Origin of the sequence: Ihuprevotella massiliensis (assembly GCA_900095835.1) — a bacterium.
Lineage (GTDB): Bacteria > Bacteroidota > Bacteroidia > Bacteroidales > Bacteroidaceae > Alloprevotella > Alloprevotella massiliensis.
Genome location: LT608321.1, coordinates 1,523,698 through 1,538,524, shown reverse-complemented (window position 1 = coordinate 1,538,524; position 14,827 = coordinate 1,523,698). Strand labels below are relative to the sequence as shown.

14 protein-coding genes are annotated in these 14,827 nt (G+C 50.8%); all 14 read right to left on the bottom strand.

Annotation, left to right across the window (positions count from 1 at the left end; genetic code table 11):
- Positions 1 to 103 precede the first annotated feature (103 nt).
- The gene (gene queG, locus BQ2633_RS06375) at positions 104 to 1,291 is read right to left on the bottom strand and encodes a tRNA epoxyqueuosine(34) reductase QueG (protein ID WP_346048305.1); all 1,188 of its coding nucleotides are present in this window, start codon (positions 1,289 to 1,291) and stop codon (positions 104 to 106) included.
- Between the two features lie 19 nt (positions 1,292 to 1,310).
- Complete coding sequence (locus BQ2633_RS06370) at positions 1,311 to 1,922, bottom strand: polysaccharide deacetylase family protein (RefSeq protein WP_075565866.1); 612 nt, start codon at positions 1,920 to 1,922, stop codon at positions 1,311 to 1,313.
- 91 nt (positions 1,923 to 2,013) lie between these two features.
- Entirely contained in the window at positions 2,014 to 5,388 is a 3,375-nt protein-coding gene (locus tag BQ2633_RS06365) for a glycosyltransferase family 117 protein (RefSeq protein WP_075565865.1), read from the bottom strand.
- 321 nt (positions 5,389 to 5,709) lie between these two features.
- Positions 5,710 to 6,165 (bottom strand): outer membrane beta-barrel protein, encoded by a 456-nt coding sequence (locus BQ2633_RS06360; RefSeq protein ID WP_075565864.1) that lies wholly within the window; start codon positions 6,163 to 6,165, stop codon positions 5,710 to 5,712.
- Between the two features lie 61 nt (positions 6,166 to 6,226).
- Entirely contained in the window at positions 6,227 to 6,601 is a 375-nt protein-coding gene (locus BQ2633_RS06355; protein WP_075565862.1) for a DUF1634 domain-containing protein, read from the bottom strand.
- 27 nt (positions 6,602 to 6,628) lie between these two features.
- Positions 6,629 to 7,471: a sulfite exporter TauE/SafE family protein gene (locus tag BQ2633_RS06350; protein WP_075565860.1), complete on the bottom strand. Its 843-nt coding sequence runs from the start codon at positions 7,469 to 7,471 to the stop codon at positions 6,629 to 6,631.
- 181 nt (positions 7,472 to 7,652) lie between these two features.
- Positions 7,653 to 8,108: an acyl-CoA carboxylase biotin carboxyl carrier protein subunit gene (locus tag BQ2633_RS06345; RefSeq protein ID WP_075565859.1), complete on the bottom strand. Its 456-nt coding sequence runs from the start codon at positions 8,106 to 8,108 to the stop codon at positions 7,653 to 7,655.
- A 6-nt stretch (positions 8,109 to 8,114) separates the two neighbouring features.
- Positions 8,115 to 8,393, bottom strand: coding sequence for a hypothetical protein (locus tag BQ2633_RS06340; protein ID WP_075565857.1), 279 nt, complete (start codon positions 8,391 to 8,393; stop codon positions 8,115 to 8,117).
- A gap of 33 nt (positions 8,394 to 8,426) precedes the next feature.
- Positions 8,427 to 9,980, bottom strand: coding sequence for an acyl-CoA carboxylase subunit beta (locus BQ2633_RS06335; protein ID WP_075567262.1), 1,554 nt, complete (start codon positions 9,978 to 9,980; stop codon positions 8,427 to 8,429).
- 432 nt (positions 9,981 to 10,412) lie between these two features.
- A complete protein-coding gene (locus BQ2633_RS06330; RefSeq protein WP_075565856.1) occupies positions 10,413 to 11,105 on the bottom strand; it encodes a hypothetical protein in 693 nt (230 codons plus the stop codon).
- A 230-nt stretch (positions 11,106 to 11,335) separates the two neighbouring features.
- Positions 11,336 to 12,028 (bottom strand): hypothetical protein, encoded by a 693-nt coding sequence (locus BQ2633_RS06325; protein WP_075565854.1) that lies wholly within the window; start codon positions 12,026 to 12,028, stop codon positions 11,336 to 11,338.
- A 206-nt stretch (positions 12,029 to 12,234) separates the two neighbouring features.
- Complete coding sequence (locus BQ2633_RS06320; RefSeq protein ID WP_075567260.1) at positions 12,235 to 13,266, bottom strand: YeiH family protein; 1,032 nt, start codon at positions 13,264 to 13,266, stop codon at positions 12,235 to 12,237.
- Positions 13,267 to 13,411: 145 nt separating this feature from the next.
- A complete protein-coding gene (gene gpmA, locus BQ2633_RS06315) occupies positions 13,412 to 14,158 on the bottom strand; it encodes a 2,3-diphosphoglycerate-dependent phosphoglycerate mutase (RefSeq protein WP_009437010.1) in 747 nt (248 codons plus the stop codon).
- Between the two features lie 256 nt (positions 14,159 to 14,414).
- Positions 14,415 to 14,825 (bottom strand): rRNA maturation RNase YbeY, encoded by a 411-nt coding sequence (gene ybeY / locus BQ2633_RS06310; protein WP_075565852.1) that lies wholly within the window; start codon positions 14,823 to 14,825, stop codon positions 14,415 to 14,417.
- Positions 14,826 to 14,827 lie beyond the last annotated feature (2 nt).

Sequence of the window (14,827 nt, the reverse complement as noted above, 5' to 3'; positions counted from 1 at the left end):
CAGTTTCTTATAAAATACTCACATCTAGTGATGAAATGAAGCTCATTTGCCGACCGATGATATTTAATAAATCTAGAGGGCTAGCTCATCTCTAGTTTTATTCCTAATGCTTGCTTTTGAGGTTGGGATCAATCGCCTCGATGTTGCGCTTTAATCCCTCGTATTTGGCGCGTTTCACGGCAGAACCTTTGAAGAGGGTGCGATATTCCTCGAGGGTGAGATGGCGCCAATCTTCCCAAGTCATGGCAAGGAGGGCGGGGGAGGGCTGGAAAGCCTCAATGTTGGTGGGACGCGCTAGTCGATTCCAAGGGCAGACATCGCCACAACGGTCGCAACCGTAGAACATTTCGCCCATTTGTTCGCCTGTGCCTTCGGGGAGTTCTTCTCCGCGGTATTCGATGGTGAGGTAAGAAAGACATTTGCGTGCATCTAGTCCTCGTTCGCTGAGGCATTGTGCAGGGCAGGCACGCAAGCACTTTGTGCAGGTGCCGCAACGATTCTCCACGGGCTGGTCGTAAACATCGGCGGGGAGCGTGAGAAAGAGTTCTCCAAGAAAGAAATAACTCCCAGCACCTGGGATAATCAACTGAGAATTTTTCCCAATCCAACCGAGTCCCGATTTCCATGCCCAGTAGCGTTCGTCGACTGGTGCGGTGTCGGTGAACGCGCGAGAGGTTTCCAGCTGTTCGGCTGCGTCAGCATATCCCGTTTCGATGAGATGTTGGCGGATATTGCCCAGAAATTGGAACAGACGCGCTTTCATCTCGTCGTGATAGTCTTTGCCGCGGGCGTAGCGCGCTAGGGGAATGTAGCGTTCTTTTTGCTTTTCTCTACGCGGATTTGGTGTGGATGCAGGGGAAATGGACGAGCGGTTTGTATTTTCTGCGTCTAAAGTGTTGGGTGAGGTGGTTGATGTTGCGTTTGCTGTTATGTTTTGTGCTGTCTTGTCTTCTGATGAGAGATAGTTTGGTGCGCTTTCTTCGGGAACAAAGGTATAGTAATTGAGCGCGACAGAAACAATGCACTGCACCCCTTCGACAAGTAGGCGCGGATCACGACGTTTGTCTTCATTGCGCTCGAGATAGCTCATCTCTCCGTGCATACCACTGTCGAGCCATTGCTGACGGCGCGCAGCATGCTCGTCATCCATGGGGAGTGCAGGAGAGATGCCGCAAGCAAAAAAGCCGAGGCGTTGTGCTTCGGCTTTGATGTATTCGGAGGAAAGAATCATGTGTTGTGTCTGTGTTGAGAGGGCGGTAGAGCGAACCGCTGAAGTGGAATGAGAAGGCATAGGAAATCGTGGTTGTCGGTTATGGGAAAACCTTGAATTCGTAGCCTTGTTTGAGCAACCATTCTATGGCGCGAGGGAGCGCATATTGGAGCTTCTCGTAGCTCTTGATGCTGTCGTGGAAGGTGATAATGCTACCGTTGCGTGCATAGTGACGAACATTGGCAAGCACTTCGCGACCATTGAGCCGGGTGGAGTAGTCGCGAGTGACCAAATCCCACATCACGACGCGATATCTTCTGGAGATGGCATGATATTGTGCCCATTTCATCCATCCGTGGGGAGGACGGAAGAGGTCAGTATGGAGATATTCGTTAGCTCGTTCGACATTGCGCACATAACTACTGATGCCGTGGAGATGCCCCGAGATGTGATTGAAGGTGTGGTTGCCGAGTCGGTGTCCGCGACGGCGCACTTCTTCAAAAATCTCTGGATATTTCCGGATGTTGTCGCCCACCATGAAAAACGTCGCTTTGACGTTGTATTGATCCAACACATCGAGCACCCACGGCGTCACCTCTGGGATGGGACCATCGTCAAAGGTGAGATAGACCGAATGGTCATTGGGATCCATACGCCAGAGAGCATTTGGATAGAGCCAACGGAGAAAAAAAGCGGGTTGTTCGATAATCATAGCGTGCACTCAAAAGAGGGGCAAAAATCGCTGTCAAGAAGATAGAAATCTGCCCCAGACTTGTGAGAGTCTGGGGCGAATTTCGGAGAGATTATTCAGCTTCGTCAAGCATGGCAGGCATAGCACTTTGCTGTTGCTGCATTTGCATTAGACGTTCGCGTTCCATCATACGCTGGATGATCACTTGTCCAGCTGGTGTGCGCTCGAGGTTGCGCAAGAACTTGTCGTAAACCTTTGCTTCCGGAGCCTTGATTTCTGTAAGTCCTTCGAGAGCTATTTGCAGCACTTCCAACTTCTGCATGAGTGTGTTGCCATAAGATGCGAGGCGGCTCTCGGGAAGGGTGCTTGCCCAATTCATGTATTGCATGGTGTTTTTAGCAACCGCGGTGAGGATACGACGTGCATCGGCATCACGACCAAGCTCGTGATAGAGCTGTGGCATGAGGAATTGGCGACCGTTGGGGCTAAAGCCAAGCGAGAAGAAGTCGTAAGGCACTTGTTGAGCAGGGAATACTTTTTCGCACTTGTTGAGCACTTCTAAAGCCTCCTTCTTACGACCTTCCTTAGATAATTGGGCGGCGAGTTGCACCATGCGCATACGGTGGGTGAGGCACATGCGCATAATCGTTTGGTCGATGTAGACTTTAGGATCAGCGACATTACCAAAGCGGAACTTCTTCATGAAGTTGTCGTACATGCGCTGCGTATCAACCATCTCATTCTTTGAAGAGAAAGGAGTGATGCGTGCGGCAAGTCCTTCGAGCATGAGGAACTTTTCGAGTCCTGCTTGTGAATCGCTACCTAGTGTCGTGCTCATGTAGAGGGGACGAGTCCAGTTGTGGTGAGCGAGCATCTCATACATCATGATATCATTCTTGTAGAGTGCGCGCTTGCCTTTGAGCGAAATCACCATCTTCTCGGGGATGCTGTCTTTGCCGTGGGGCAATTTCATGCCACTGCGCAAGACGGCTGCCTTATCCACTGACAACACGAGGGAGTCGGTGGGGATGATGCCAAACTCCTTGTTGCGAACGAAGTTGTCCATCACATAGGAGAGTTCAAAAGGATCGACCTTCTTGCCTTCAGCTGCAAATTGTTGCTTAAGTTCTTCCAACTTATCGTTCATCGGCTCAATGCGAACGAGGTCGTGACCACCCACATTGTCCACATATTCCCAACGATTCCAAGTGATGGGGAGGGCAGGGCTGTTCCAAGCTGGACGACGCATTTGGTCGATATACCAGTCGGTGGAGAGGTAAGAAAGGTTGCAGACACGAGCATCTGTGCGATTGCCTTCTACATCTTGGTTGTACCAAAGAGGGAAGGTGTCGTTGTCGCCATTGGTGAAGATGACAGGATTTCCCTTTTCATCGAGCGAGTTGAGGTAGTTCAAACCGAAATCGCGTGCGGCAGTGCGGCCAGAACGATCGTGGTCATCCCAAGTTTGGCTCACCATCTGCAGAGGTACAGCGATGGCAATGACAGAAGCAATGCCGACAGCTGCGAGATGAGGCACTTTTACACGGCGAAGACCTTCGACGATAGCGGCTACACCCAAACCAATCCAAATGGCGAACGCATAGAACGAACCAGCATAAGCATAGTCACGTTCGCGAGGTTCGCTAGGTGTTTGGTTGAGGTAAAGCACAATGGCGAGACCTGTCATGAAGAAGAGGAAGAAGACCACCCAAAACTGTTGGATACCTTTCTTTCCGCGGTAGGCTTGCCAGAAAAGACCCGCCAAACCAAGCAACAAGGGCAGACAGAAGAATACGTTATGTCCCTTGTTTGCTTTCAAATCATCGGGCAGGAGTGATTGATCTCCGTAGAGTGCATTGTCGATGAAGGGGATACCAGTGATCCATTGACCATGTTCCACTTCGCCATAGCTTTGAACGTCATTTTGTCTACCAGCGAAGTTCCACATGAAGTAGCGCCAGTACATGAAATTCACCTGATAAGAGAGGAAGAATCGGAGGTTGTCCATCTGTGTGGGCATTTCTCCTGTGAAGCTATAAGGCTGTCCCTCATATTCTCCCGAAACATCTACAGATTTTGTGTCTACACCACCGAGCCATTCGTTGTAGAGGCTGGCGTGCTTGCGAGAGTGCATGCGAGGGAAGAGCATCTTTTGTGCGCTGGGGAACACGGGTTGGGTCGTCACCTCCACCACATCATAGCGGTCAGGTTCGTTAGCGTTTTGCTTTTCGTGGCGTTGCACTGTCTCTTCCTTAGAATATCCAAGCGCTTGAGAGGTGTAGGCTTCTCCGTAGAGCAAGGGTTTTGTACCATATTGCTCACGGTTGAGATAAGTGCCGAGGGAGAAAATGTCCTCAGGAGAGTTTTGGTCCATGGGAGGGTTCGCCACGGAGCGGATGACGATTACCGCATAGGTGGAGTAGCCAATCATGAGCATGAGCATGCACAAGAGAGAGGTGTTGAGTGCGCGTTTGCGTACCACGTATTCTCCATCGCGCTTCCAGAAGAGGAGTGCACCAAGGAGAGACAATACCACAGCTCCAATGAGGAGAGGACCTGCGATGCCTTTGCCATAGAAGGGGATACCCAACATGGCGACACTCGCAAGGTAGAGAGAAACGGCAGTAGTGCGGTTGTGCTGTGTGGTGCTCCAAATGGCAGCACCTACCACGCCGATGAGGGCAAGGATGTAAATCACCAAACCGGTGTTGAAAGGTAGACCGACGGTGTTCACAAAGAACAATTCAAACCAGCCGCCGACTTTCACGATACCAGGCACTACACCATAGAGCACTGCGGCAACGAGCACCAAGCTCAAGCCAAGGGCAAGGAGCGAACCTTTGAGGTTGGCGTTGGGATACTTCTTATAGTAGTACACCAACACGATAGCGGGCAAGCAAAGGAGGTTGAGCAGGTGGACACCGATGGAAAGACCTGTGAGATAGAAGATGAGGACGAGCCAGCGGTCAGAATGAGGAGCGTCCGCATTGTCTTCCCACTTGAGAATCAACCAGAACACCAAGGCGGTGAACATGGAAGAGTAGGCATAAACTTCGCCTTCTACAGCAGAGAACCAGAAGGTGTCACTCCAGGTGTAAGCCAAAGCACCAGCCACACCACAGGCGATGATGGTCACCGTCTGTGCCAGATTTTCTACCACACCTTCGGTGCAGATGAGTTTGCGTGCCAAGTGGGTGATGCTCCAAAAGAGGAACAAGATGCAGAATGCCGAGAGTGTGGCACTCATCACGTTGATCCAATATGCCACTTGCTCAGGGCCAGAGGCAAAGAGGGAGAAGAACTTGCCCGTGAGCATGAAGAAAGGTGCACCGGGTGGGTGTCCCACTTCAAGACGATAGGCGGTGGTGATGAACTCGGGGCAGTCCCAGAACGAAGCCGTGGGCTCTACGGTCGAGATGTAGGTGAAGGCTGCGATGAGAAAAACGAGCCAACCTGTGATGTTGTTGATAAGTTTGAACTGTTTCATTGTGGCACGGATGTGGTTGCACCTGTTGCTAATAGAGATTACAGCAGAAGAAAGAGTAGTGATGCACTGCGTGTTGTGGCTGTTGTTTATATCGAAGCTGCGAGCTACGCTACACTAGTGCAGTAACTATCTAATATCTTGCAAAAGTACAAAGTTTTTTTCGTTTTCCTCCCACGTTTGCGCTAGAATATCACTAGCAAAGTTATTTTCATCTGTTTTGAGGAGCATTCTTTCCCTTTAGGATTCTCGATAAGGGGAATTATCAGACAAAAAAGCAGGTTCGTTGAGAACCTGCTTAGGAGTTGTCCACCAACTCGTGCTTTAGAAGCGATAGTTCACGCCAACAGAAAGGCGAGCAACACTATACTTGCTGAAAAAGCCCGTGAGTTCAGTGGTGAGATTGATGCGATCGGCGAGCTCAAATTGTGCACCACCGCCGAAGCTTGCGCCCACAGTGGGGTGACTGTTGATGGCTACTTCTACACCAACGAGGGGATAGAACGTAACGAACTGATTGACGGGGAAAAGGTAGTGGCCATTGAGAGCGAGGTTCACGTTGTCGGGCAAGTAGCTGGGCATAACGCTCACACGACCTTCGAGACGAATGGGGTCGTCGAGGTTGTATTGAGCTTGCAAACCGACATAGAGGTCTCCGCCTACCATGACGTGAGCACCCAAACCAGAGAACTGGTATTCTTTGAAATTGTTTTTGGAGGCAGCCGCAGCGGGCGCGATGCTCAGAAGGGCGAACAGAGCAAGGAGAAGATTCTTTTTCATCTGATGAAATTTTGAAATGAAGAGAAGTGGACGGTCTGAAGTTTTGACGATGTCAAAGGGTTCAGTGAACTCCACCCAGAGAATTACTAATGATGACCGCGAGCACGATGGCGGTGATGGAGACATAAAGCCAGTCTTGCTCCACGATGAAGTCAAAAAGCGAAAGCACGACACGAGCTATTGGCGTGAGGATGAGTACTATGACCCCTACTTGCACGCAACTGGCTGCATCGTCATGGAGAATGCCTTGCCACAAACCGCCGAGTGTGGTGTAGTTGGTCTGTGCTGCTGCGCTGGCGATATCAAAATGTCGATAGTCGGGCACGGGATCTAAGCCATGCTCCATGAGATAATAGACGCCGCCAATGGTGGCAAGAAGACAAGCGAGAATGACTCCCCAACGGAGCGTGTTGCCTATGAGTTGTTGGATGTCCATATACGAAAGCTTTGAAACGTCTTGGGATTAGTGATTGAGTCCTCCCGTGAGTCCCATGTAAATCATGTTGATGGCAACAGCGAGAATGGCGTAGAAAAAGATTTTGCGAAGCAACTTTACATCCATCTTCTTCAGCAAGCGTGCGCCAGTAAGCGCCCCCAAGAGTACCCCAATCATCACTGGAAAGGCGATGCCAGGCACGATGTTGCCGCGCTGGATGTAGACCACTGCTGAGGCGCAGGCGGTGACACCAATCATGAAGTTGGACGTGGTGGTGCTCACTTTGAAGGGCACCTTCATGCAACCATCCATCGCGATGACTTTCAGTGCGCCAGAACCGATGCCCAAAATGCCAGAGAGGAATCCTGCTAAAGCCATCACCGAGAACCCACCTGCCACGTTGGTGAGCTGATAAGCCTGTTTGGTGCCATCTTTGAGGGGATATTCGCCATAGAGCTTGAGTTTTTGAGCCATGGCGCTGCCTTTCACATTGGTGTGGTCGGCATGTTTGCGACGTTGTGCGAGGGCTGTGGTGGTAAGTGCCAATCCGAAGATGATGGCAAGCACACTATTATTAAAATAAAAGGCTACGGCAGCTCCGATTACAGCCCCAATGGTGGTGGCAATTTCGAGTAGCATGCCCAAACGTATGTTGGTGATACCTTCTTTGACGTAGGCAGAGCCCGAACCGCTAGAAGTGGCTATGGAAGCCACCAAGGCTGCTCCTACGGCGTAGTGAAAGTCGATGCCAAAACAAAGGGTGAGTAGAGGAATCACTACCACACCTCCTCCCAGTCCGGTGAGCGAACCTAAAAGTCCTGCGGCATAAGCGCCAATGAGAAGGATGAGTGTAAAAACAAATACAGTCATGCTGTGTTGAAATCTTGTGGCTACGCTGTTGGAAGCGTGCGTGTTCGGTTGCAAAGTTACGATTTTGAGTGAGTTCGGTGGACTCTAGTGCGTTAAAAAAAGCCCCTTGCTAGACAGCAAGAGGCTTTTTGTCGTATAAATAACGCAAAATGCGTATTGTCAAAAGGAGAATCGTTGCCGATTAACCGATGGTGAGGAGGGTAGTGCCTTCGAGCACACTGTCGCCAGCGGCTACGCAAATACCAGTCACCGTACCGTCACAGTCAGCCGTGATGTTGTTTTCCATCTTCATGGCTTCGAGCACTACCACAGTGTCGCCCTTCTTCACAGCTTGACCGGCAGCAACAAGCACTTGGGTCACTACGCCGGGGAGGGGAGCATTGATAGGTTCGCCAGCGCCAGCTGCACCCTTGGCAGCGGGAGCAGGAGCAGCTTCTGCTTTAGGCGCAGCAGCTACGGGAGCTGCAGGTGCAGCAGCGGCTGCTACTTCGGGCAAATCGCCTTCAGTGAGGGGAGCTCCGAGGATTTCCACGTCGAAAGCCACGCCATTCACGTTGAGCTTTGCCACTTGGTCGCGGAGCGATTCGATGGTCACGTCGTAGCGCGCGCCATTGACCGTATAACTATATGTTCTCATTGCGGATTATCTATTGGAAAAAGGGTCTTGAGTGAACTGCAATGCGGGGTTGTTCCACGCAAAGTTTTGATTGGTGAAGGTGAGCACGTCGTGTTCTTCGTCGTGCACCTCCTCACATTCATACTGAGCAAGGGCAAGACTGATGAGACCTGCGTAGATGGGCATCTCCGCTTCTGTGGGTTGATAGCTTGCGCCATCTTCTTCCACCGAAACGATGGTGCCGCGGTGCTCACTCAGCGAGATGCGCACCGTGCGTCCACCAAAGTTATATTGAAATACTTTCATTGTCGTCTAAGAATTTAGAGCGGTTTGTCCCGATTAGAGCGGCTCGTTACCGTGCTTCTTGGCAGGACGGCTGTCGTTCTTGCTTGCGATTTGTTCGAGGGCGCGACATACGCGGAAACGGGTGTTGCGAGGCTCGATTACATCGTCGATATAACCTTCGGCAGCTGCCTTGTAGGGGTTGGTAAAGAGCTCGTTGTATTCCTTTTCCTTCTGAGCAAGGAAAGCTTTGGGGTCTGCTTCAGCCTTGGCTGCTTTAGCGCTGAGGATGGCAACTGCACCACTTGCACCCATTACTGCGATTTCTGCAGAAGGCCAAGCGTAGTTCACATCGGTCTTGAGCTGCTTGCTACCCATCACGATGTGCGAACCACCATAGCTCTTGCGGAGGGTTACAGTCACCTTGGGCACAGTAGCTTCACCATAAGCGTAGAGCAACTTAGCACCATGAGAGATTACAGCATTGTATTCTTGACCCGTACCAGGCAAGAAGCCAGGAACGTCTACGAGGCTCACGATGGGGATGTTGAAGGAGTCGCAGAAACGAACGAAGCGCGCTGCCTTGCGGCTAGCATTCACGTCGAGCACACCTGCATAAACCTTGGGTTGGTTGGCTACGATACCCACGCTTTGACCGTTGAAACGAGCGAAACCGATGATGATGTTTTGAGCGAAGTCGCGTTGTACTTCGAGGAAGTCACCATTATCCACCACAGCACCGATCACTTCATACATGTCATACGCCATGTTGGGGTTATCGGGGATGATATCGTTCAAGATATCTTCCTTGCGGTCGATGGGGTCGAGGCATTCCACACGAGGAGCGCGCTCGCGGTTGTTTTGAGGGAGGTAAGAGAGCAAGCGACGGATGAGGCCGGCAAACTCTTCTTCGGTCTTAGCACTGAAGTGTGCCACACCGCTCTTCTTGGTGTGCACGCTAGCGCCACCGAGGTCTTCTTGTGAAACGTCCTCGCCTGTCACGGTCTTCACCACTTTAGGACCAGTGAGGAACATGTAGCTCACGCCTTCGAGCATGACGATGAAGTCGGTCAAGGCAGGAGAGTAAACCGCACCACCAGCGCAGGGGCCGCAGATGCCCGAAATCTGGGGCACTACACCAGAGGCTTCGATGTTGCGTTGGAAAATGTCGGCAAAACCAGCCAAAGCGTTGATACCCTCTTGGATGCGTGCACCACCAGAGTCGTTCAGACCGATGCAGGGTGCGCCCATCTTCACGGCGAGATCTTGCACTTTGCAGATTTTCTCTGCCATAGTCTTAGAGAGCGAACCGCCATTGACGGTGAAATCTTGGGCATAGAGATACACCAAACGGCCGTTGATGGTGGCACTTCCGCACACCACGCCATCACCGTAGAAGTGTTTCTTGTCCATTCCGAAGTCGTGGCAACGATGTAGCTTAAACATATCGAGTTCTTCGAAGCTACCTTCGTCTACGAGGAGGGCGATGCGTTCGCGTGCCGTGGCTTTGCCCTTGGCATGCTGCTTGTCGATAGCTACTTCACCACCGCCGAGACGGGCTTTTGCGCGAAGCTCTACAAGCTGCTTGATTTTCTTTTGTTGTTCACTCATATTTTTAGTGCGTTTGTTTTGTAGTTGGAACTGCAAACTTGCCACCTTTCTGAGGTTGCTGCTTGGGTGTAGCTCAAAACAACAGAATGTGTGCAATGTTTGCGCAGCAAAATTACAGATTTATTTTGAGGTGACCAATGTTTTCTCCACTTCCTGTGCGATAAATGCGTAGATTTATCTTGCCCTCTTGGGCTGGTGGCTCATGCGCTGTCGGTGAGTAGGGGAACAAATCTCGGACAAACACAAAAAAATCTCCGACGTTTCTCAAAAAACGTCGGAGATTTTTCCAAAAACGTTGGAGATTTTCTCAAAAACGTCGGAGTTTTTTAGGGGAAATCTCTGAGGGAGGGGAAGGGTTGCTCCCTAAGTGGATGAAAAGCTTCGTGTGGTTACGACGCGATGAGCGTGGAAGCAGTGGAAACTTCACCAGTTTTAGAATTTCATACCGAGGCGAAGGGTGAGAGCTCCGTTGCTGTAGTAGTGGTAGACACTATTAAAAATATCTCTTTGGTTGTAAACGTAATAATCTCTAATGTTTTGCACTGAGTAGGCGAGACCCACGACAAAACGCTTGATTTGCACACCCGTGCCCAAGCTCCAGTAGGTGCTGTGGCTGTGATTGACTGAAAGTCCCGTCTTGAAGTCGATGTAGGGTGTCACGATGGAATGAGTGGGAATCTCAAAGCGTGGATTGATGACGAAGTTGACATCAGTGCGGTTGAAGTCGCTGTTGAAGTTGTCGTACCAATAAGTCATGTTGAGACCTCCGCCCAAATAGAAGAAATGGAAGAGCTGTGCGCCCAAAGTGGCGTTTATATCGAAATCTCCTCCTACACCGAGTTCTGCCAATGCGGCAATGCGGGGTGAGAAACTGCGGCGAGGGGCATAGCGTTTTTGGCGACCGCGAGGTGGTTCAGCTGTTGTAGTGGTGTTCCAAGTGGCAGATGTCTCTAAGGTAGTGGCGTCTGTGGTGGAGAAATCTGTGGACCCTCCGAGTGAGGTTGTGACAGGGGTAGCTTGCTCCTCGTTGGTGAGTGCCATTTGTGTTGAAGGTAGCACGTACTGTGCAGAAGCAGTTGCCGTGCCAAAGCAGGCGATGACGAGAGATATGAAAAGTTTGTTCATTTGTATCATTTGTTTTGTTGAATGAATCGTGAAGGTTCAACAAGGCTTAGTTTTTATGTCTTTGCGTAGGCTGAGATGCAACTTGCACGCAGTAGTAGCGGTTAAGCGAGCAATCTCTGATGAGCTTGTGCAGAAGGGCTTAGGTTTTGGAAAAAAGCTGTTCTCTCGTAGACTAACAGCTCCATGCTGATGCCTCCACAACCCATGAGAGATGGGTAAATTATTAGCTTTTAGAATTTTATGCCCAATCGGAAGGTGAATCCATCGTAGATGTAGTTGGTGTAATAGGTTCCTATGCAGCAACTCCCATCTAGACTGGTGTATTCTTCGTTGGTGACTTGTATGGTATATCCGATGCCAAGAATGAGATTCTCGAGTTGAACACCAGTGCTCAAGGCAAAATAGGGACCATGTTTGTGGGTAATGGCAAAGCCCGACTTGAGATCGATGAAGGGTGTCACGATGGAGCGCGTGGGAATCTCAAAACGAGGGTTGATGATGACGTTGAGATCGAAGCGATCGTGGTCGCTGACGAATCCATCATGCCAATAAGTAACGTTGAGACCTCCACCCATATAGTAGAAAGGTAGGAGCTGCGCCCCCACAGTGGCGTTGATGCCTATGTCGCTTCCGAGACCGACTTCTGCTAAGGCGGCAAAATGTGGTCTGAATCTGTGGAGTGAACCACGGTAATAGCGACTGCGTGGCGTTTCGGCAGTAGTTGTGCTGCTCAAAGTGGTCGAGGTAGGCAGTGTGGTCGCATCGATGGCGGAGGGCTGGGGAGTGAATTCGAGAGGACTTGCGGCAAGTGCTCCAGTAGCTTCGTGCGTGAGCGCTGTGGCTAGGGGTGTAGGCACATATTGTGCGGAAGCAGCCATAGTGCCAAAGCAGGCGATGATGAGGGAGAAGACGTATTGTTTCATGATGATGGTAATTAGAGGGATGAGGCAAGATTGATTACAAGAAAGGACCGCTGTGGAGCTAGCCTTCGACGACAAAGGTATAGAAAAAAACGGGAAATACTCGGGGATTATCACATAAATTACGCATTTCCCAGAGGATTTCTTAGGCAAACACCTTGACTTCTAATCTGTTTGTCCTTTTTTCTAAAGGAACTCCGCGGATTGCACTAGGCGATAAAGCCAGCTATGGACAGTCCTTTTACGATGAAGAAGCCACCCAATACTAGCCAAATATAGAGCACTAAGGCAAGTACAAAAGGACGCCAGCCGGCTTGTCGGAATTTGTCGAAACTTGTTTCGCAACCCAAGGCGGTCATTGCCATGGTGAGGGCAAAAGTGTCGAGGGTGTTGATGGTGGTGGATGCAGCAGTGGGAAGCGCGAGGATAGAGTTTACCCCGATGGCAAGAAGGAAGAGGAAGGCAAACCAGGGGATGACAATCTTGCGCTCTCCAGGGGTAGAGGAGTTGCTGCGTGAGCGCGCAAACCATCCGAAACTCAACAGCACAGGGACAAGCATAATCACGCGAATCATCTTGACGATTACTGCCACATCTGCCACTTCTTTGCCCATGGCATTGGACGCTCCCACCACGTGTGCTACTTCATGCACAGTGGCTCCTGTGAATAATCCCATTTCGCTTGTGGAGAGTGGGAAGACTCCATTGCGGTATAAGACGGGATAGAGAAACATGGAGAGGGTGCCGAAAAGCACTACAGTAGATACGGCTACTGCTGTTTTGTATGCCTCGGTTCTGAGCGTGGCTTCTGCTCCCAACACGGCTGCTGCGCCACAGATGGCACTACCGGCAGAGGTGAGCAAGGTGGTTTCGCGATCCATCTTGAGCCATTTGCCCACGAGGATGCCAATGATGAGGGTGCCGCAGACGATGATGAGGTCGAGTCCTATGGCTGGCATGCCCACTTGTGCGACATCAGCGAGCGTGAGACGGAAGCCAAAGAAGATGATGCCGATGCGCAAGATGCGTTTACTACAAAATTTCAGCCCACTGCGCCACGATTCGGGAAGAAATCGCCCAAGCGTGTTGGCGAAAAGCATACCAATGAGGATGCCGATAATGAGGGGGGAGAGAGAAAGATGCTGAAAGAAGGGGAGAGTGCTCAATGCAGTGGCTATTCCTGCAAATAGAGCGACGAGGAGAATACCTGGAATAGAAGGGAAAGAGGAGGCGAATTTCATACGATCGAGGGAGGCGCAAAAGAAACTCGGCTTGAGTGCAAGACCCAAGCCGAGTATGTAGAAAGTTATATGCTGCAACTCCTAGCTAGACATCTAGTAAGGAGTAAGGCTGAAAAAGCTTAGTGCAGCAAGCGGCAACTTAGGCTTATTTCTTACCTTGGTTGGCTACTGCTTCTTGGAGCTTCTTGATTTCTTCGGGATCGCCGAGGAAGTAGTCCTTTACGAGGTTGAGATCATCGTCGAACTCAAATACATAAGGAAGAGCAGTGGGGAGGTTGAGGCTGATGATGTCCTTGTCGCTGATGCCCTTGAGGTGCTTGATGACACCGCGAAGGCTGTTGCCGTGAGCAACTACGAGGAGGTCGTCTACCTTCTTGAGGGTGGGGAAGATAACAGCAGTCCAGTAAGGAAGTGTGCGACCGATGCAGTCCTTCAATGACTCTGTGCGGGGGAGTTCAGCATCAGCTACTTCAGCGTAGCGAGCTTCGTACTTGGGGTTGCGTTCCTTGTCGTCTTCAGCAATCGCATCGGGAGCGATGTCGAAGCTACGACGCCATACAAGCACTTGTTCCTCACCATACTTAGCAGCAGTCTCACTCTTGTTAAGACCTTGGAGCATACCGTAGTGCTTTTCGTTCAAGCGCCAGCTCTTTTGTACGGGGATCCAATCCTCGTTCATGGAGTCGAGCACGTTGTTGAGGGTCTTGATAGCGCGCTTGAGGTAGGAAGTGTAAGCCATACCGAATTTGAAGCCTTCCTTCTTGAGGAGTTCACCAGCCTTGCGAGCTTCGCCCATGCCTTTTTCGGTGAGGTCTACGTCTGTCCAACCCGTGAAACGGTTTTCGAGGTTCCATTGGCTTTCGCCATGACGGAGGAGTACGATTCTTTTCATAAGAGTAAATATGATGTGTTTATGAGATTGTTGCAATCAAATGTCTCAGAATAGCTGAGAGATGAGGGAGTGTGGGGAGCTTTCTCTCGAGACAGACGAACCTAGTGGACTACTGCACTCGATACCACGTTGCAAAGATACTGCCAACGGCGGACATAGCCAAGATGTTTTGCGGATTTTCTAGCACATACTTTGCCCATTTACTGTACTTCGAGTGTGAAGGTGCTGTACGTGTGTGAGTGCTTTCTACCCATCTTTAGCGGAGGGCGAGCGCAGCATCTTCTGCGGCTTCCATGATTTCACGTTCGCCAGGTCCTTTGTCGTTGATGCCCACAAGGTGGAGCACGCCATGAACGAGCACACGGTGGAGTTCGTCGTCATAGTTTTTACCCAGCATCTCGGCATTGGTGCGCACGGTATCGAGGGAGATGTAGAGGTCGCCTGCTAGCACTGCTCCTGCACTATAATCAAAGGTGATGATGTCGGTGTAGTAGTCGTGCTGAAGATACTGCCGATTAGTGGCGAGTATCTCTTCGTCATTGCAGAAGATATAGTTGATTTCTCCCAGTCTGCGATTGTGCTGCGCAGCGACACGGCGCAACCAGGCTTCTTCGGTGCGCACGTCTAGGGCAGGAAGGGGGAGGCTAAGACTGTTGAATGTAATCATTG